This is a genomic window from Vibrio sinaloensis (genome assembly GCF_023195835.1).
Taxonomy (GTDB): domain Bacteria; phylum Pseudomonadota; class Gammaproteobacteria; order Enterobacterales; family Vibrionaceae; genus Vibrio; species Vibrio sinaloensis_C.
In genome coordinates, this window is sequence record NZ_CP096199.1 from 1,953,728 (window position 1) to 1,971,491 (window position 17,764).

At 46.9% G+C, this 17,764-nt stretch carries 20 protein-coding genes; 14 read left to right on the forward strand and 6 right to left on the reverse strand.

Annotation, left to right across the window (positions count from 1 at the left end):
- Positions 1-24: 24 nt before the first annotated feature.
- Both aroA and MTO69_RS08840 read right to left on the reverse strand, forming a co-directional pair.
- Positions 25-1,305, reverse strand: coding sequence for a 3-phosphoshikimate 1-carboxyvinyltransferase (gene aroA / locus MTO69_RS08835; RefSeq protein WP_248328443.1), 1,281 nt, complete (start codon positions 1,303-1,305; stop codon positions 25-27).
- A 158-nt stretch (positions 1,306-1,463) separates the two neighbouring features.
- A complete protein-coding gene (locus MTO69_RS08840) occupies positions 1,464-1,919 on the reverse strand; it encodes a glycine zipper 2TM domain-containing protein (RefSeq protein WP_248328445.1) in 456 nt (151 codons plus the stop codon).
- Between the two features lie 18 nt (positions 1,920-1,937).
- Between MTO69_RS08840 and aat the strand changes: the two genes are divergently transcribed.
- The 3 genes from aat to infA all read left to right on the forward strand — a co-directional run bounded on the left by aat (position 1,938) and on the right by infA (position 3,653).
- A complete protein-coding gene (gene aat / locus MTO69_RS08845) occupies positions 1,938-2,648 on the forward strand; it encodes a leucyl/phenylalanyl-tRNA--protein transferase (protein ID WP_248328447.1) in 711 nt (236 codons plus the stop codon).
- Positions 2,649-2,654: 6 nt separating this feature from the next.
- The gene (locus MTO69_RS08850; protein WP_248328449.1) at positions 2,655-3,353 is read left to right on the forward strand and encodes an arginyltransferase; all 699 of its coding nucleotides are present in this window, start codon (positions 2,655-2,657) and stop codon (positions 3,351-3,353) included.
- Between the two features lie 81 nt (positions 3,354-3,434).
- Entirely contained in the window at positions 3,435-3,653 is a 219-nt protein-coding gene (infA, locus tag MTO69_RS08855) for a translation initiation factor IF-1 (protein WP_001040192.1), read from the forward strand.
- A 106-nt stretch (positions 3,654-3,759) separates the two neighbouring features.
- Here infA and MTO69_RS08860 read toward each other — a convergent pair whose 3' ends face one another.
- Entirely contained in the window at positions 3,760-4,338 is a 579-nt protein-coding gene (locus tag MTO69_RS08860) for a thymidine kinase (RefSeq protein ID WP_248328451.1), read from the reverse strand.
- Between the two features lie 63 nt (positions 4,339-4,401).
- A complete protein-coding gene (gene cysS, locus MTO69_RS08865) occupies positions 4,402-5,784 on the reverse strand; it encodes a cysteine--tRNA ligase (RefSeq protein WP_248328453.1) in 1,383 nt (460 codons plus the stop codon).
- A gap of 201 nt (positions 5,785-5,985) precedes the next feature.
- On the opposite strand from cysS, the gene MTO69_RS08870 reads away from it, so the two are divergent.
- The 4 genes from MTO69_RS08870 to MTO69_RS08885 all read left to right on the forward strand — a co-directional run bounded on the left by MTO69_RS08870 (position 5,986) and on the right by MTO69_RS08885 (position 9,064).
- Positions 5,986-6,480, forward strand: a complete 495-nt coding sequence (locus MTO69_RS08870) for a peptidylprolyl isomerase (RefSeq protein WP_248328455.1) — start codon at positions 5,986-5,988, stop codon at positions 6,478-6,480.
- A gap of 44 nt (positions 6,481-6,524) precedes the next feature.
- Positions 6,525-7,253 carry a UDP-2,3-diacylglucosamine diphosphatase gene (gene lpxH / locus MTO69_RS08875; protein ID WP_248328457.1) on the forward strand — a complete coding sequence of 243 codons (729 nt, stop codon included), beginning with the start codon at positions 6,525-6,527 and terminating at the stop codon, positions 7,251-7,253.
- Between the two features lie 81 nt (positions 7,254-7,334).
- Positions 7,335-8,552, forward strand: coding sequence for an EAL and HDOD domain-containing protein (locus MTO69_RS08880; protein WP_248328459.1), 1,218 nt, complete (start codon positions 7,335-7,337; stop codon positions 8,550-8,552).
- An 11-nt stretch (positions 8,553-8,563) separates the two neighbouring features.
- A complete protein-coding gene (locus tag MTO69_RS08885) occupies positions 8,564-9,064 on the forward strand; it encodes a YchJ family protein (RefSeq protein WP_248328461.1) in 501 nt (166 codons plus the stop codon).
- Positions 9,065-9,179: 115 nt separating this feature from the next.
- On the opposite strand, the gene MTO69_RS08890 is transcribed toward MTO69_RS08885, so the two are convergent.
- Complete coding sequence (locus MTO69_RS08890; protein ID WP_248328463.1) at positions 9,180-9,464, reverse strand: YeaC family protein; 285 nt, start codon at positions 9,462-9,464, stop codon at positions 9,180-9,182.
- 105 nt (positions 9,465-9,569) lie between these two features.
- Here MTO69_RS08890 and MTO69_RS08895 point away from each other — a divergent pair, with 105 nt between their 5' ends.
- A complete protein-coding gene (locus MTO69_RS08895) occupies positions 9,570-10,397 on the forward strand; it encodes a DUF2989 domain-containing protein (protein ID WP_248328465.1) in 828 nt (275 codons plus the stop codon).
- A gap of 47 nt (positions 10,398-10,444) precedes the next feature.
- Here the strand turns inward: MTO69_RS08895 and msrB are convergent, their stop codons facing one another.
- A complete protein-coding gene (msrB, locus tag MTO69_RS08900) occupies positions 10,445-10,849 on the reverse strand; it encodes a peptide-methionine (R)-S-oxide reductase MsrB (protein WP_248328467.1) in 405 nt (134 codons plus the stop codon).
- 337 nt (positions 10,850-11,186) lie between these two features.
- Between msrB and gap the strand changes: the two genes are divergently transcribed.
- The 6 genes from gap (at position 11,187) to MTO69_RS08930 (ending at position 17,707) form a co-directional block, all read left to right on the forward strand.
- Positions 11,187-12,182, forward strand: coding sequence for a type I glyceraldehyde-3-phosphate dehydrogenase (gene gap / locus MTO69_RS08905; protein ID WP_248328468.1), 996 nt, complete (start codon positions 11,187-11,189; stop codon positions 12,180-12,182).
- A gap of 154 nt (positions 12,183-12,336) precedes the next feature.
- On the forward strand, positions 12,337-13,218 hold the full coding sequence (locus MTO69_RS08910) for a D-hexose-6-phosphate mutarotase (RefSeq protein ID WP_248328470.1): 882 nt from the start codon (positions 12,337-12,339) through the stop codon (positions 13,216-13,218).
- 143 nt (positions 13,219-13,361) lie between these two features.
- Positions 13,362-14,186, forward strand: coding sequence for a 23S rRNA (guanine(745)-N(1))-methyltransferase (gene rlmA, locus MTO69_RS08915; RefSeq protein ID WP_248328472.1), 825 nt, complete (start codon positions 13,362-13,364; stop codon positions 14,184-14,186).
- Positions 14,187-14,262: 76 nt separating this feature from the next.
- On the forward strand, positions 14,263-15,198 hold the full coding sequence (locus MTO69_RS08920) for a ChaN family lipoprotein (protein ID WP_248328474.1): 936 nt from the start codon (positions 14,263-14,265) through the stop codon (positions 15,196-15,198).
- Positions 15,199-15,395: 197 nt separating this feature from the next.
- Positions 15,396-15,752, forward strand: a complete 357-nt coding sequence (locus MTO69_RS08925; protein WP_248328476.1) for a hypothetical protein — start codon at positions 15,396-15,398, stop codon at positions 15,750-15,752.
- Positions 15,753-16,129: 377 nt separating this feature from the next.
- Complete coding sequence (locus tag MTO69_RS08930) at positions 16,130-17,707, forward strand: alkaline phosphatase (RefSeq protein ID WP_248328478.1); 1,578 nt, start codon at positions 16,130-16,132, stop codon at positions 17,705-17,707.
- The last annotated feature ends 57 nt before the right edge of the window (positions 17,708-17,764 follow it).

Here is a 17,764-nt window from a genome sequence, read left to right on the forward strand (position 1 = left end):
TTGGTAGTGATGGTTTTATCGCAATTAGCAACTCAATCCAGCCAGCTTATCGAAGTAGTCTGGGAACGTCTTGGACGTACATTTAGGATCATTGATGGTCACCGGCGTATCGCTCAAGGCAACCAAAGAGAAACACATTGCCATCCGATGATCGTCGTAGGTATCAATCGCCGCGTGGGTCAACTGCTCTGGTGGCGTGATAATAATGTAGTCATGCCCCTCTTCAACCTCAGCGCCGACTTTACGCAGCTCAGTCGCCATCGCCGCCAACCGGTCTGTTTCTTTGACTCGCCAGTTGTAGACATTGCGAATTGCCGTCGTTCCCTTAGCAAACAGTGCAGCGGTAGCGATAGTCATCGCCGCATCAGGAATATGGTTGAAATCCATATCCACCGCTTTTAGTTCACCAACTCGTGAGATAACGTAATCGTCGCCCCACTCGATCTGCGCGCCCATTTTCTCCAGTGCATCGGCAAACTGAATATCGCCTTGAATACTGTTCTTACCAATACCCGTGACTTTAATCTCACCGCCTTTGATGGCAGCAGCAGCCAAAAAGTACGACGCTGAAGAGGCATCCCCTTCTACCAGGAAATCACCAGGAGCGACGTAAGATTGACCTTGGCGAATCACAAATTCTTGGTAATCACGGTTTTCTACTTCAACACCAAACTGCTGCATAATATGCAATGTAATATCGATGTAAGGCTTAGACACTAACTCGCCGACGATTTTGATCGTCACGTCACCTTGTGCCAGTGGCGCAGACATTAGAAACGCAGTAAGAAACTGGCTAGAAATTGAGCCGTCAATTTCGACCGTGCCCCCTTTTAAACCCGTGCCATGAATCTTCAGCGGCGGATAATGTTCATTCTCAAGGTATTCAATCTGTGCGCCTGCTTGTCGTAGTGCATCCACTAAGTGACCAATTGGACGCTCTTTCATCCTCGGCTCACCGGTTAGCACATATTCGCCGCTGCCTAAACAGAGCGCCGCCGCCAAGGGACGCATAGCTGTGCCGGCATTGCCCAGAAATAGCTCCAGTCCTTGCTCCGACTGAAAAGCATGCCCCAGACCTTCCACTTCACATACCGTTTTATCGGCGGACAAGGTGTAACGGACACCAAGTTGAGTCAGGGCATTAAGCATATGACGAATGTCGTCACTATCGAGTAGGTTAGTAAGACGGGTCGTTCCCTTTGCTAATGCTGCAAGCAGTAACGCGCGGTTTGACACACTTTTTGAACCGGGTAAGTTGACCTCACCATTGACTTTGCTGATAGGTTGTAACGTAAGGCTTTCCATTAAAATTGTTAGTCCTTGCTCATCCCACCTTCCTAAATGGGATGATGAAAAATTCTTCGTTGTTGCAGACTATCTAAAAAACTCGCGTAAAACCAGAGCCAAACAGCGATTAAAACTGAATAATTATGTCGACGGATAGACACGGTCTTGAAATCTTATCAGTAGGCTTTATCAACCCTCACACCATCATCAAAATAGAGTATACGTACTTGGTCACCTCGGCTGAAAAGCATGTTGTTATCGACATCTTGAATAATGTCGATCAATTGCCCCTGCTCGGTTTGCACCAGTAACTCCACTAATTGAAATTCAATGCGATACTCTTGCTGCGCTTGGTGACGAGCAACTCCGGCGCCAGCAACCGCTCCCACCGCCGTTGCCACCTCTTGACCTCGCCCATCACCGAACTGAGCACCAACCAAACCACCGACGACCGCACCGAGCAGCGTCTCCCATCCGTTGGCTTGCGATTGTACCCACTGTTGCTGGGTGATGTATCTGACACTGTCGACCTGACCAAACACCACTTGGTTGACTGGCCGGGCGCGATTTCTTTCGTAGGCTGCATTGGCAATCAAAGGAAAAACCAATATGATCCATATCCACTTTTTCATTCACGACTCCTATCTATCATGGCGCTGTACCTGACTGAGCTAGACACCGACGAGCTTTGGTTTCCCTCGCCCTATGAGGCGTTATCCGATCCCAATGGACTGCTCGCCCTGGGTGGGGATCTCCAACCTGAACGCTTACTTCTGGCATACCAAAGTGGCATTTTTCCTTGGTATAGTCCGGGGGAGCCCATCTTATGGTGGAGCCCATCACCTCGCGCCGTCTTTGATCCTAAGACCTTCAAACCGGCCAAAAGTCTCAAAAAGTTTCAACGCAAGCATCAATATAAAGTCACAATTAATCATGCGACGGAGGCAGTGATTGACCATTGTGCTTCCACCCGCAGTATAGAAGAGACCTGGTTGAGCGACGAGATGCGAGTCGCCTATAAACGCCTAGCACAACAAGGCGATTGTCATTCGGTTGAAGTGTGGGATAACGGTGAGCTGATAGGCGGTTTGTACGGCGTTGCGGTGGGACAAATCTTCTGTGGTGAGTCGATGTTTAGCCTAAAAACCAACGCATCTAAGATTGCGCTTTGGTATTTCTGTCAGCATTTCCAATCTCACCATGGGCAACTGATCGACTGCCAAGTGATGAACCCTCACCTTGCCTCGCTGGGTGCCTATGAGTTACCGCGAGCCGATTTTCTGCAAACGCTGCTATCCTTTAAGAGCCATTCCGTATTAGAAAACTGTTATGCAAAACAGCGTTTACAGAGCGAGACCTAAACCTTGATGAGTTCAGACCTGCAGCAAATTCGAATCGGTTTAACTGACAATCATACGTGCAGTTACTTGAGTGATCGCCAAGAGCGGGTCGCTGTGGCGCTGGATCCGGCAATGCATTGCGGGTCGAGCTACGAAGTCTTGCTGGCCAATGGCTTTCGTCGCAGTGGGGATACCATATACAAACCGCATTGTGATCGTTGCCAAGCCTGTCAGGCAATTCGAGTATCCATTCCAGACTTTACTCTTTCTCGCAACCAAAAGCGGCTACTGAATAAAGCCCACTCGATAGAGTGGCAATTGAAAGAGTCCATGGATGACAATTGGTTCGATCTCTATTCACACTATATCGAGGCAAGGCACCGTAATGGGTCGATGTACCCGCCAAAGCGCAACGAATTCGCCCAATTTTCTCAGTGTAATTGGCTTAATACCCAGTTTTTACACCTGTATCAAAGCGGCACACTGATCGCGATTGCGGTGACTGATATCTTGTCCAATAGCGCCAGCGCATTCTATACCTTTTTCGATCCCGCTCATCCATTGTCTCTGGGCACTCTGGCGGTGCTGTATCAAGCAGAGTATTGTCGACAGCAAGGAAAACAGTGGCTTTATCTGGGTTATCAGATTGATGAATGCCCGGCGATGAACTACAAAGTCCGATTTCAGCGTCATCAAAGGCTAGTAAATCAGCGTTGGCAAGGGTAGAATACGCCCCAACTTTACTTATTTCATTTTTGTCGGCATGATAAGCCGCTGAAAATTGCCCATTTTTTAAAAGAGGATTAAATGGCTAAAGAAGACGTAATTGAGATGCAAGGCACTGTCCTTGATACTCTTCCAAACACAATGTTCCGTGTTGAGCTAGAAAACGGTCACGTAGTTACTGCTCACATCTCTGGTAAAATGCGTAAGAACTACATCCGTATTCTTACTGGTGACAAAGTAACTGTAGAGATGACTCCATACGATCTATCAAAAGGTCGCATCGTCTTCCGTGCTCGTTAATCTCGAACTGCTTTAGGCAATCGAATTTTTCGAATACCAACAAAAAAGCGAAGCCCTGAGCTTCGCTTTTTTGTGTTCAACGGGTGATGAACACTCTGCCCTACTGCTATTTTCCTAGGGCTTGTTTGTAATGCTCGCGGCAAACAGACACATATTTATCATTACCGCCAATCGCGACCTGATCACCCTCTTTGATCGCGACACCGTTTTCATCGGTTCGGATCACCATATTCGCTTTGCGTCCACAGTGACAAATTGTCTTAAGCTCTACCAGCTTATCTGCCCAAGAAAGCAGGTACTTACTGCCTTCAAATAGCTCGCCCAAAAAGTCGGTTCTCAAGCCGTAGCAGAGAACGGGAATATGCAGTTTGTCGACCACTTCAGTCAGCTGGTAAACTTGCTCTTTGGTCAGGAACTGACACTCATCGACCAAGATGCAATGGCGTTTTTCTGCCTCATTCAGCGCTGCAATTTCTTGATAGAGGTTCGTTTCAGCGCGAAAAAGATGCGCATCTGATTGTAAGCCAATGCGAGAGCTGACCTTGCCAACACCGTAGCGATCATCAAGCGCAGCAGTAAAAATGACTGGCGTCATGCCACGCTCTTGGTAGTTAAAAGATGATTGAAGAAGAGTGGTTGATTTACCCGCATTCATTGCTGAGTAGTAGAAGTACATCTGAGCCACAGATTAATTCCCATAAAAATAAAAAAGCGTAGAAAAAAGGGCTGCAAATACAGCCCTTAAAAATTATTTACGGCGCCAAGTCGTTCCTTCTGGCCCGTCCTCTAACACAATACCCATCTCGGTCAGCTTATCGCGTGCCATGTCGGCATTCGCCCAATCTTTAGCCGCACGACTGTCATTGCGCAGTTTGATCAATGCCTCGATTTCAGCTACTTCATCATCACTGCCTGCATCACCTTTGAGGAAAGCCTCTGGCTCTTGATGCAAAATACCGATCACATCCGCTAACTCACGCATCAATGAACCCAACGCGCTGGCTTGTTCGAGGTTTTCACCTTTAAGGCGGTTAATTTCACGCGCCATATCAAAAAGCACTGAGTAGGCTTCTGGCGTATTGAAGTCATCATTCATCGCTTCAGTAAAGCGTTTAACGTACTCTTCACCACCCGCCGCAGGGACGCTAAGGTCTAGGCCACGCAACGAAGTGTACAAACGCTCGAGAGAGGCGCGCGCTTGATTGAGGTTCTCTTCACTGTAGTTAAGTTGACTGCGGTAGTGACCCGACATCAGGAAGTAACGAACCGTTTCGGCGTCATAGTGCTCTAGTACATCACGAATGGTGAAAAAGTTACCCAGTGACTTAGACATCTTCTCTTTATCAACCATTACCATGCCGCTGTGCATCCAAGTATTCACATACTCTGTACCATGTGCGCAGCAAGACTGAGCAATTTCATTTTCATGATGTGGGAATTGTAAGTCAGAGCCACCACCGTGGATGTCAAAGTGGTTACCCAAAATAGACGAGTTCATTGCTGAACACTCGATATGCCAGCCTGGACGACCTGGTCCCCATGGCGACTCCCATGTTGGCTCGCCTGGTTTAGACATTTTCCAAAGAACGAAGTCTAACGGGCTACGTTTGGCACTTTCGACATCAACGCGAGCACCGGCTTGCAGTTGATCTAGATCTTGCTTGGACAGCTTGCCGTATTCATCGAACTTGCTTACTTCGAACATGACATCGCCGTTGCTCGCCACGTAAGCAAAACCACGTTCAATCAGTTTTTCGACCAGCTCTACGATCTCAGCAATGTATTCGGTCGCACGGGGCTCGATATCTGGACGCTTCATATTGAGCGCATCGAAGTCGGCGTGCATTTCACCAATCAGGCGCTCTGTCAAAGAGTCGCAGCTTTCGCCATTCTCATTGGCACGCTTGATGATTTTGTCATCGATGTCGGTGATATTGCGCACAAAGGTTAGGTCATAGCCCAAGTAACGCAGGTAACGAGAGACCACATCAAAGGAGACAAAGGTGCGACCGTGGCCAATATGACAGAGATCATAGATGGTTACCCCACAGACGTACATGCCCACTTTACCAGCATTGATTGGTTTGAATTCCTCTTTCTGTCTTGTGAGTGTGTTATATATCTTTAACATGATCTCTTTCTAATAGTTGGGTGATATCAAAGGTCGGTCAGTATATCAAGTCACGCTGGGTTAGGTAATCCCTCAAGCGACTAAAAAGCCGTCATTGGTACCGATACCGCCCTCTCAAGGTGAACTTTTGACGTATAAATGTCTGTCAAGTTGAGCTAGAATCTGCCATTCAAGTCAAAAACATCTGTAAAGGACATAATCATGATCACCCTTCACACTAATTTTGGTGACATCAAAATTCAGCTCAACGAAGAAAAAGCACCAGAAACAAGCGCAAACTTCCTACAGTACTGCCGTGATGGTTTCTACGACAACACACTGTTCCACCGTGTTATCGACGGTTTCATGATTCAAGGTGGTGGTATGGAGTCAGGTTTGAGAGAGAAACCGACTCGCGCGCCAATCAAAAACGAAGCAAACAACGGTTTGAGCAACAAAGTGGGTACTTTGGCCATGGCGCGTACTATGGAACCGCACTCTGCAAGCTCACAGTTCTTTATCAACGTTAACAACAATACATTCCTAGACTTCCGTAGCGAAAGCCTTGATGGTTGGGGTTACTGTGTATTTGGTGAAGTTATTGACGGTATGGACGTGGTGAACAAGATCAAAGGCGTCAGCACAGGTTCAATGGGCATGCACCAAGATGTACCATTAGAAGACGTTGTGATCACCGGCACGACTATCGAAGAATAAGATGATATCTGAGGGCGCATTCTGCGCTCTCTTTTTATGACCCTATGACGACACTATTTATCTCAGACCTCCACCTGTCTCCCTCAACACCCGAAACCACTGAGTGCTTTATCCGCTTTATGCGCCAAGAAGCGATACAAGCCGAGGCGCTCTATGTTTTAGGTGATTTGTTTGAGTTTTGGATTGGCGATGACGACCGCTCCGAGTTCGCCAATCAGATTCGCTCTGAATTTAAAACGCTCACCGAGCGTGGTATCCCTTGCTACTTCACTCAAGGCAACCGTGATTTTCTCGTCGGTCAACGGTTTGCGCGCCAGACAGGCGTCAAGCTTCTTGGCGATGAAACCGTTATTGACCTCTATGGCCGCAAGGCGGTGGTGCTCCATGGCGACACGCTGTGCACGCAAGATGTGAAGTATCTCGAATTTCGAAAAAAAGTTCATCAGCCATGGCTGCAATGGGTGTTTAATCGCATTCCGATGTCAATAAAAAAGAAGATTGTCAGTAAGGTTCAATCCGATATCAAAACCGATAAACAGACTAAGTCTCTAGACATCATGGATGTGACCCAGAGTGAAGTTGAGCAAGTGATGCAATCCCATCAAGTGGACCTGATGATCCACGGCCATACTCACCGACCTAAGGTTCACACATTTGAACTAAACCAGACGCCCTGTACTAGAATTGTATTAGGAGATTGGTACACTCAAGGCTCAGTGTTGGTGTTCGATAAAAATAATTTCGAGTTACAACAAAGACCTTTTTCTGGTTAAGCGCGTTCATTTATGCACAATATCGCCCTCATATTTGGTCGCAAGCGCGCATAGATTTTTTACACGGAGCAGGTTACGACCTTGAAATACTCATATATAGCTAGACAACCCATATTAGACATAAACAAGCAAACGGTTGGCTATGAGCTTCTTTTTAGGGACGGGCCCAACAACACTTTCCCAGAAGTAGACCCTGAACAGGCCACCAGCCGTTTACTGTCTGATCATTTTCTCTCAACCCATTACGAGACGCTGGGCGACAAGCTAGGCTTTGTTAACTTTCCTTATCAAAGCCTGATAAATCGTGTACCAACACTATTTCCAGCTGAAAACTTAGTGGTTGAAATCCTTGAAGATTGTCAGCCGACCGAAGAACTGCTTCAAGCAGTCAAAGAGATGGCGAAACTCGGCTATAAGATCGCCCTTGATGATTTCGTGCCGCGTAAAGAGTGGAAAGCCTTCCTACCATACATTTCCATCATTAAGTTCGACATTCGCCAAGTACCGATTGAAAAAGCGCGCAACTTCATTCTTCGTCTCAGCAACACTAAGATAGAGTTCCTCGCAGAAAAAGTTGAAACATATCAAGAATTTGAACTAGCTAAACAAGCTGGCTTTGATTACTTCCAAGGTTATTTCTTTAGCAAACCAGAGATGATCTCTCGTAAATCGCTTGAGCCTTCATTTACTACTGTGGTGCAGTTGCTTTCTGAAGTCGCCAAAGAAGATATGAACTTTGCTGCGATTGAGTCACTGATCAGTCAAGATCTCACGCTGTCGTACAAACTGCTAACATTCGTCAACTCGTCGTCGATTGTCCTGACGCAGATTCAATCCTTTAAACAAGCATTGGTTTACCTAGGCGAAGATAAGCTAAGAAAGTTTATCTCTTTGGTTGCGCTCGCCTCGACCCAAGACAGCAAACCCGATTACCTTTATGGGCTCTCTATCCAACGAGCTCGTTACTGCGAATTGTTAGCCTCACGCCTTGACACCAAACTTGAGTCAGGCCAAGCCTTCCTCACTGGTATGTTTTCACTACTCGATAGCTTACTCGACCGACCAATCGAGCAAATTATCGATGAAATCTCGGTGGACAAATCAATTAAACTCGCAATTCTAAACAACCAAGGCATACTGGGCAGCATTCTTACGCTGACCAAGGCATACGAGCAAGCAGAGTGGGACGCAATTGGCCAATACTGTGAGCAACTAGGGATCGAACAAGAGACCTTGAGCGAATGCTATGACGCATCGGTCAAATGGACAGCGGATCTACTTTCTGTCAAAACCAATTAGTCGGAGACGTTATGAGTTCCTGCCCATGCGGCAACCCAAGCCCTTACAAAACGTGCTGTGCCTTAATTCACCATGACCACAGCCAAGCCAAGACACCAGAGCAGTTAATGCGCTCACGATACAGCGCTCATGTTATGGGCTTAGTAGATTTTGTCGTCGCGACCTACCACCCAAGCTGTGAAGCGGAGAAGCAGCGCCTTGAGATTACCGAATCGGTTGATAGTGATTGGAGTGGGCTTGAAGTGGTCCACTGTGAACAGGGTAGCCATGCTGATGAAGGCTTTGTGACGTTCAAAGCGTACTTCCGTCAAGAGGGCCAGCAGTATTGCCTTGAAGAGCGTTCACGCTTTATCAAGCAGGACGGACTTTGGTACTACATTGACGGCGCTTTCCCGTCACAAGAGCCCCAAGTTGACCCGCGACTCGAGCAGACCGTTTCGAGCGTTAAAGTCGGCCGAAACGATCCTTGTCTTTGCGGTAGCGGTAAAAAATTCAAAAAGTGCTGCGGTTAATACCAAACAAGATACATCGCTGATCAGAACATTGGTCTAATAAGTTTCCTGATAGCAAACAACAAAAGGTAGGATTGCTCCTACCTTTTGTGTATTTACCGACCGAAAATCTTTGTTATTCGTCGTTCGGATTCACCCGAACAATATCGCTTTGCTCAGGTTGAAACTGTTTTTTCAACTCGGCTTTCGACTTAAAACTGATTTCCCCACCTTTGGCGACTGTCATATGTTGCGCTTGTACATTATGCTTAGATTGATACAACATCACAGCTTGCATACAAGAGTCTCGCTGCTGCTTTGAAAGTGGAGTACCCTCAGGCCACTTACCAGTTTCTACCGCAAATAGTAGACGCTCATAAGCCTCAGGTGTGATGGCATTAATTAACTGCTCTGCGTCCATGTTATGTCCTATAAGTCTAACGAAGTAAGCAAACAGTACCGAGCCAGTAGAGTGAGTCAAGACACCTGATATGAATAAGTGTAACGGATCACAAGCAACGACAGCATGAAGACAATTAGTACTCTTACCCTTTTATCGACCAGCCTACTGCTTAGTGGCTGTTTTGAGGGCAACAAAAATACCGAGCAACTCTGTAATGACAACCCTCGCCTCCAGTGTGAGCGCTTAAACATCAATGACGGTCAATGTCGGGTGCCTCGCACCGACCTTATTTGGCATCGATTTGAAGTATTAAAAAACCCCTCCGACCAAAATAAGATAAAAGAGTATCACTTGGCTGCGGAGTACAAGAAATGCTTAGAGCTTGCAGCGCAAATACAGCCACTGGATCAAACTGACCTGAAACAACGTCGATTCAACGCGCTCGTCAACGCGGGTGAAGACCTTGAAGCGATAGTCGCGACGCTCGGCAAGTCGTCCTCTCCACAAGCCTTATACTTTTTGTGGAGTCAAGTAGGCGATGACCAAGCACGGCGAAGATTCTTGCAACTCGAAGGCTCCCCTGCCCTCGAAACCGCCGAAATGCAGTATGCTCTGGCTACCTTCTACACCAGTAGAGATAATGGTAAAACCCGCCACCTGCTGCTCAACGCGTTAAAGCTCAGCAGCGGAAAAAACATCAACACAGAGATCTTTAAATCTTTAGCCAGCACCACTTACCAAATTGGTCTCAAGCAAGAAGCTTACATTTGGACTCGTGTCGCAGAAGCGTTCAATGTGCCAATTGCTTCACACAGTGAACTGCAGCTTTTATATGGGTTTGAACAGAGTATTTATGATCAACTTGATGACATTGCTGAGCAGATAGAGGACTCGATTCGGGCAGGCACTTTCAACGCAGAGCAAATCCCTAGGTTTGAAAGTGCCCAATAGTGAAGTGAAAGGATAAAACACTCAGTAGTGGTTAAATCGTCGCATTGTTAGGAATTGTTGAAAATTAACGACACTGAGTTAACACAAAATCTTTCACCGGTTGTGGCTGGGCCATCAGGAAAAACGTGACCTAGATGGCTGTCACACGCCGCACAGCGTATCTCTGTTCTCACCATTCCGTGACTCAGATCTTCTAAATAGCGAATAGCCTCACTGTTTATTGGGGCATCGAAACTTGGCCAACCACATCCCGAGTCGTACTTATTCTCAGAGGTAAAAAGGGGCGTTTCACAACAGGTACATGCATATATACCCGTCTCTTTGTTGTGAAGTAACTTACCCGAGAACGGCGCTTCTGTTCCCTGCTCGCGACACACTCGGTACGCTTCGTCAGATAGCTTCTCACGCCAGTATTCATCAGGTTTCGTGATATTTTCTACCTTATGTTTCACGACTTTATCTCTCCGTATTCTCATTTTTAGTTATGACTTTTTTTGCGAAAAACTTGCGGATATCGACCTTTGTAGCACATACTTTGAAACCATAAATGGATGATTAAACTTTCAGCAACTTGCTGTCGACATCTAAACTATTTTACGTCAACTGGTGTAGGAAGAAACCAGTAATCCGTTCAAAAGTTAACCATTTGCGACTAATTGTGAAAAAAAGCGACGCTTTTTTTTGACTTTAAACAAGTTAAGTCCGATTATCAGTTGCAGATTTTGACTGGATTCTGTAATTTTACTACCAGTTATCTTTAATCAGAAATTAAGTTGTGGAGCAACTATAATGACTATCAAAGTAGGTATTAACGGTTTTGGCCGTATCGGTCGTTTCGTATTCCGTGCAGCACAAGAGCGCGCAGACATCGAAGTAGTAGGTATCAACGACCTTATCGATGTAGATTACATGGCATACATGCTTAAGTACGACTCAACTCACGGCCGTTTCAACGGTACTGTTGAAGTTGAAGGCGGTAACCTAATCGTTAACGGTAAAACTGTACGTGTTACAGCAGAGCGCAACCCAGAAGACCTAAAATGGGACGAAATCGGTGTTGACGTTGTTGCTGAAGCAACTGGTCTTTTCCTAACTGACGAGACTGCACGTAAGCACATCACTGCTGGCGCGAAAAAAGTTGTTCTAACTGGTCCTTCTAAAGACGCAACTCCAATGTTCGTAATGGGCGTTAACCACGCGACTTACGCTGGCCAAGACATCGTTTCTAACGCTTCTTGTACTACTAACTGTCTAGCGCCTGTTGCTAAAGTTCTTAACGACAAGTTCGGTATCGTTTCTGGTCTTATGACTACAGTTCACGCTACTACAGCAACTCAAAAAACTGTTGACGGTCCTTCTGCTAAAGACTGGCGCGGTGGTCGTGGTGCTTCTCAAAACATCATCCCATCTTCAACTGGTGCTGCTAAAGCGGTAGGCGTTGTTCTTCCAGAACTAAACGGCAAACTAACTGGTATGGCTTTCCGCGTACCAACAGCTAACGTTTCTGTAGTTGACCTAACTGTTAACCTAGAGAAAGGCGCTTCTTACGCTGACATCTGTGCAGCAATGAAAGAAGCTTCTGAAGGCGAACTAAAAGGCGTTCTAGGCTACACTGAAGACCAAGTTGTTTCTCAAGACTTCATTGGTGAAGTTCAAACTTCAGTATTCGATGCTAAAGCTGGTATCGCTCTAACTGACAACTTCGTTAAAGTTGTATCTTGGTACGACAACGAAATCGGTTACTCAAACAAAGTTCTAGACCTAATCGCTCACATCTCTAAGTAATCATTACTTTAAGATGAGCGTTTAACGCAGAATCTTGTAAAAGGCGGCTCTCGAGTCGCCTTTTTTGTATTTAAAGTTCCTAGAAATCAGTGCCTAGTTCCTAGATGGACGGACACTCGGGAAGCTAGGAACTAGGACTTAGGAACTCAAGACTATGAACCTAAATACTCTCCCTGCTCTCACCGTCCTTTCAGACAAGGTCACTATCGTTGAGGTTGACCAAGTTAAAGTCGTGCGTGTCATCCATGAAAAAGCCACAGCCGGTATCGCGCTGCACGGTGGTCACGTCATTTCATTCAAACCGCAAGGTCAGCAAGATCTGATTTGGATGAGCGAACAAGCTGTATTTGATGGGAAAGCGGCCCTGCGTGGTGGAATTCCTGTTTGCTGGCCTTGGTTTGGACGCGTTGCCGCACCTGCTCATGGCTTTGCACGCAACAGTGAATGGACCCTACTAGAACACCGTGAAAATGAACACGGTGTAATTGTCGAACTTGGTTTACTGCCGTCAGAGTCAACACTCGCTATTTGGCATCATCAATTCCAAGCACACTTGTTGGTTGAGATTGGCGATGAACTAAAGGTCACTCTTGATGTGACCAACACCGATGATCACCCTTGGACTTTCTCTGGCGCATTGCACAGCTACCTCAACGTAGGGGATATCGAACAAGTGCAAACAAGCGGAATGGGCAACCAGTATATCGATAGCCTACAAGACGGAAAAGTCTGCCAAGGTGGTGATGTACTGCAACTGACAGACACTATCGACCGCGTCTACACACAGCCCCAAACACAGATCACAGTGCAAGATCCGGTACTTAATCGCTCTATCAAAGTGGAAAACCAAGGACATAACTCTGCGGTATTATGGAACCCGTGGGCGCAAGGCGCACAAGGGATGGGCGACATGCAAGACGACGGCTACATAACATTTTTGTGTGTCGAGTCTAGCCTGCATGCTGCAAGCATCGAACAAGGACAAACCTTACAACCCGGTGAAAGCCATCAATTAGTGACCACAATCTCGGCCTAGAGTGACGGTCTCAATGGCAGGTTTGACAACCTGCCATTTTCTTAGGTTCGTCAATCGAACGTTTGAACAATTCTATTGTAGAAACCTAGCTCATTCCTCGGTACTCTTAGCGCCGTTTAGAACAATCATCAACTGAGCAAGCTATGTCTTACACCTGCCCTCTTTGTCATCAAGCCTTGACCCTCTCTGAACGCAGCTATCGCTGTGAAAACAGCCACAGCTTTGACCTTGCTAAGGAGGGATATATCAATCTCATGCCGGTGCAACATAAGCGTTCAAAAGATCCCGGTGACAATAAGGAGATGATGCAAGCGCGTAGGCGCTTTTTAGAGAAAGACTACTATCGGCCGATGAGGCAAAAAGTGGCGCAGCTGTGCGCACAATATACCAAAGGTGATAACCCGCAGCTTTTGGATATTGGCTGCGGTGAAGGCTACTACACCACAGAAATCGCCGATCAACTATTCGCTAAGTCGCCGGGAGCACAAACTTACGGACTTGATATTTCCAAAGTGGCGATTCGTTATGCAGCGAAGCGCTATAGCAACTGTGCCTTCAGTGTTGCCTCTAGCCATCGTCTTCCTTTTGCCGATAGCAGCCTAGATACCGTGGTGCGAATATATGCCCCTTGCAAAGCCGATGAGCTGGCCCGTGTCATCAAACCCGAAGGCGTGGTGATCACCGTGACCCCAGCCGCACGTCACCTATATCAATTGCGTGAAGCGATCTATTCTGAGGTTAGACTGCACGATGAAACCGCCGAAGCAATGCCAGGCTTTGCGTTAGAGCAAGAGATTAAGCTGAACTACATGATGCCGCTGGCGCAAGGAGATGGCTACGATCTGCTGCAGATGACACCATTTGCGTGGAAAGCCTCGGATACCCTCAGAGCCGAGCTGCAGTCAGCTACACTGTATCAATGTGAGGCAGATTTCATGCTACGTATTTACCGCAAGCAGACCCAATAGATAATAGTTCTCATTTCTATTGCAACATTAATAAGCCTCCAGTAGTATGCACCCACTATCATCTGGAGGCTTTTTTATGCGTACTTTATTGGCGACATCGCTTATCACTCTTTTTCTCAGTGCTTGCTCGTCAGCGCCACGCAAACCTACCCAAACCTATTATGATTACTCCCTACTCTCCTCAGATTCTGAGCTGGTGTCATTGAGTGCATTGCCCAATCAGCTTGTCGATGCTGATGTGATTTTGGTTGGCGAGTGGCATACCCACTCTGGGATCCATCGCTTTCAAACCGATCTGTTAAGGCAACTCGTGCACGAAGGACATACCGTCGCTGTTTCTATGGAACAGTTTTCTCGAGACGCGCAAAGCGTGGTCGATCAGTACCTCGCGGGCACGATTGGTGAACAAGTGCTGATTAACCAGGGCAACGCTTGGCCCAATTATGAGAGTGACTACCGTCCGTTGGTGGAGCTAGCCAAAGCTCAGAACCTCGATATTATCGCGGCCAATGCCCCTAAATTCATCGTGCGCTGTATTGGTCGTCAAGGCGTCGATTACCTCGACCAATTGAATGACACTCAACGTGCCTTAATCGCCACTGAGATTGATACATCAGATTCCGCATACAAACAGAAGTTTATGGCCTCGATGCACCATGGCAAACCAGAGCAAACCGAAAGACAGTTTGCCGCACAAGTGACTTGGGACGAAACCATGGCCGACAGTATTGTCCGCTATCTTGAACAAAACCCCACAACGCAAGTTGTCCATATTGCTGGCAAGTTTCACACAGAACAAGGACTCGGGATAAAGTCCTCAATTGCAAGGCGTAACCCGAATTTAAATGTTGTGGTGATCACGCCTACGACTGCAGGTAGCCCCCGCTCAACCAGTGGGGACGACTATTGGCTGGAAGTGCTGGCTCCGCCAACTCGCTATGTGCAAGAGAAAAACCGTTTAGCCGCGTATCAACATCTCGGCAAACGTAATGATTCGCTGAATTGTCAATAGGCACTGTTTTTGCTTTAGAGTCTATGATCAGGCGCGGTCAGACGCGCCCTTCCCTTCACTAACGGGAATGCTGGTGAAGAATTGTTAAACAGGCACGATTTATGCTTGCTGGAAACTTATGCAAATAATGCATTTTTTGCACAAGTTTTTCATCAAGCAGTCGATATATTGTCTGAGGATGATGTAAGGAGATCATTATGACACCAGTAGGAATGGAGACAGCCAAACTGTCCCCTACCCAGCAGGTAAAGCCTCAAGCAACGGCAGCAGATGCCGCTTCCAGCCCAGCCCCGCTCAAAGTGGAGCAAAATAAAGTCACCCTCTCTGAAGAGGGAAGAGCGCTTTTGGCTGCACTGCAGGAAATTGACAAAGAGAGTAAAGCCGCCGAAAAAGGGGACAAAACGGTTGGTGAAAAAGTCGAATCTTTTGCTCACGGCGCACTCGGTATGGACCACCCTGATAAGATCAAAGAAGAAGAAGACGGGTCATACTCGGCGGGGCAATATCTTTCCGCTGCGGCAACGGTTGGCGGTATTTTACTTGCCTTGCTTTAGTTAGCCTTGATTGACATCTCTTTCCCTTTCGACAAATAACTCTATTTGTCGCGATTAAATGCTCCAATCCATAATCTGTACTCTTCATCATTATGGATTGGACGTTGTGCGCAACTTATCGACAAACCCACTTTCTTTGGCGCGCTGACATAATAAACACGTGCTGAACTGAGCCAAAACATAATCATGCTCATTTTTTAGACATTGCTCTACTCTTCCTTAGTCACTCAAAACTCACCTCACTGGTGAGCTTTTTATTGGTTAGCCAACACAAAGTTGGGCTCGAGGTCTTTGTTATATTTTTGCAACCAAACAGAAACCTTGTTGAAATAAATCAATGTTTTAATCGCGTTGCTTTTGTAAACAAGGACAATTTGATGAAGCACTATATAAAACCAATTATTGCCGCAGTGGCAACCTCTACGCTCTCCCTCAGCGCAGTGTCCGCCGAGATCAAAAATGTAATATTGATGATTGGCGATGGCATGGGTCCACAGCAAGTAGGCCTGCTAGAAACTTACGCAAACCAAGCGCCAAATTCTATCTATCAGGGCAAAAAAACCGCGCTCTATCAACTCGCTGAACAAGGCGTGATTGGATCTTCTCTTACCTACCCAGAAGATGCCATTGTGGTCGATTCAGCCTGTTCAGCGACCATGCTCGCAACCGGAATCTATACCGCCTCTGAAGTGATTGGTATCGACGGGCAAGGCAATCATGTTGAAACCGTATTAGAGAAAGCAAAACGTGCAGGAAAGGCGACGGGGCTCGTCTCTGATACTCGTCTCACTCACGCCACACCTGCAGCTTTTGCTGCGCATCAGCCACACCGTTCGCTTGAGAACGAAATCGCGTCAGATATGCTGGCAACTGGGGTCGACGTTATGCTCTCTGGTGGTTTACGTCACTGGATTCCAAACTCCACCAATGACAAGGGCGAGACCTACAAGCAGCTGGAAGCGCTGACACAAGGGGATGTTTACCTCAAGTCAAAGCGCAAGGATGAACGAAATCTACTCAGCGAAGCTCAGCAACAAGGCTACAGCTTGGCCTTCAACCGCGACATGTTAAGCCAGGCACAAGGCGACAAGCTACTGGGCTTATTTGCTTACTCTGGCATGAACGATGGCATTGCATACAGCAATGAGAAAAACAGCCCTACTCGCACTCAACCAAGCTTGAAAGAGATGACTGACAAGGCGCTACAAGTGCTGTCCAAAGACAAAGATGGCTTCTTCTTGATGGTTGAAGGCGGTCAAATAGACTGGGCGGGACACAGCAATGACGCGGGTACAATGCTGCATGAGATGATCAAATTCGACGAAGCGGTACAGTCGGTTTACGATTGGGCCAAAGATCGCGACGATACCATTGTGATTGTCACCGCTGACCATGAAACTGGCTCTTTCGGTTTCAGCTACTCGTCAAAAGATCTGCCTAAGCCGCAGCAGCGCCCAGGAAAAGCGTTCGAAAACCGTGACTACGCACCAAACTTCAACTTTGGCGCATTCGATATCCTAGACGGCCTATACAATCAAAAGCTGAGCTATTACGCGATGATCAGCCAGTTTGAGAAGCTAGACAAAGCGCAACAAACCCCAGAGAAACTGGCTGAAATTGTCAATCAAAACAGCGCGTTCCCTATCACGGCAGAGCAAGCAGCCAAGGTAATGAAAAGTAAGCCAAACCCATACCGTTTAGCCGGTCACAGCTACCTGTCGGTAGAGGACGTCCCTGCCATCAACGATTTTGATGCTTTCTTCCCATACAACGACCGTGGCAACTTGCTGGCTCGCGAACAGGCCACCAGCCAGAACATTGTCTGGGGTACGGGTACTCACACGCATACGCCGGTCAATGTCTTTGCTTGGGGGCCTGCGGATAAAGTGTTGCCAGTATCAAAAATTATGCATCACTCAGAGCTTGGTGAGTTTATTAAAGCGCAAGTAAAATAAGCCTGAATAATTTTGCTTGTGACATTTCAACGCCCTTCGGGGCGTTTTTTTGTCGAT

Excerpts from the sequence above, each read along its gene's own strand:
- MTO69_RS08925 (WP_248328476.1), top strand. The coding sequence starts at position 15,396 with ATGACACCAGTAGGAATGGAGACAGCCAAACTGTCCCCTACCCAGCAG.
- aroA (WP_248328443.1), bottom strand. The coding sequence starts at position 1,305 with ATGGAAAGCCTTACGTTACAACCTATCAGCAAAGTCAATGGTGAGGTC.
- MTO69_RS08885 (WP_248328461.1), top strand. The coding sequence starts at position 8,564 with ATGAGTTCCTGCCCATGCGGCAACCCAAGCCCTTACAAAACGTGCTGT.
- MTO69_RS08870 (WP_248328455.1), top strand. The coding sequence starts at position 5,986 with ATGATCACCCTTCACACTAATTTTGGTGACATCAAAATTCAGCTCAAC.
- MTO69_RS08910 (WP_248328470.1), top strand. The coding sequence starts at position 12,337 with ATGAACCTAAATACTCTCCCTGCTCTCACCGTCCTTTCAGACAAGGTC.
- lpxH (WP_248328457.1), top strand. The coding sequence starts at position 6,525 with ATGACGACACTATTTATCTCAGACCTCCACCTGTCTCCCTCAACACCC.
- MTO69_RS08920 (WP_248328474.1), top strand. The coding sequence starts at position 14,263 with ATGCGTACTTTATTGGCGACATCGCTTATCACTCTTTTTCTCAGTGCT.
- aat (WP_248328447.1), top strand. The coding sequence starts at position 1,938 with ATGGCGCTGTACCTGACTGAGCTAGACACCGACGAGCTTTGGTTTCCC.
- cysS (WP_248328453.1), bottom strand. The coding sequence starts at position 5,784 with ATGTTAAAGATATATAACACACTCACAAGACAGAAAGAGGAATTCAAA.
- MTO69_RS08930 (WP_248328478.1), top strand. The coding sequence starts at position 16,130 with ATGAAGCACTATATAAAACCAATTATTGCCGCAGTGGCAACCTCTACG.
- rlmA (WP_248328472.1), top strand. The coding sequence starts at position 13,362 with ATGTCTTACACCTGCCCTCTTTGTCATCAAGCCTTGACCCTCTCTGAA.
- MTO69_RS08840 (WP_248328445.1), bottom strand. The coding sequence starts at position 1,919 with ATGAAAAAGTGGATATGGATCATATTGGTTTTTCCTTTGATTGCCAAT.
- MTO69_RS08850 (WP_248328449.1), top strand. The coding sequence starts at position 2,655 with ATGAGTTCAGACCTGCAGCAAATTCGAATCGGTTTAACTGACAATCAT.
- gap (WP_248328468.1), top strand. The coding sequence starts at position 11,187 with ATGACTATCAAAGTAGGTATTAACGGTTTTGGCCGTATCGGTCGTTTC.
- infA (WP_001040192.1), top strand. The coding sequence starts at position 3,435 with ATGGCTAAAGAAGACGTAATTGAGATGCAAGGCACTGTCCTTGATACT.
- MTO69_RS08890 (WP_248328463.1), bottom strand. The coding sequence starts at position 9,464 with ATGGACGCAGAGCAGTTAATTAATGCCATCACACCTGAGGCTTATGAG.
- MTO69_RS08895 (WP_248328465.1), top strand. The coding sequence starts at position 9,570 with ATGAAGACAATTAGTACTCTTACCCTTTTATCGACCAGCCTACTGCTT.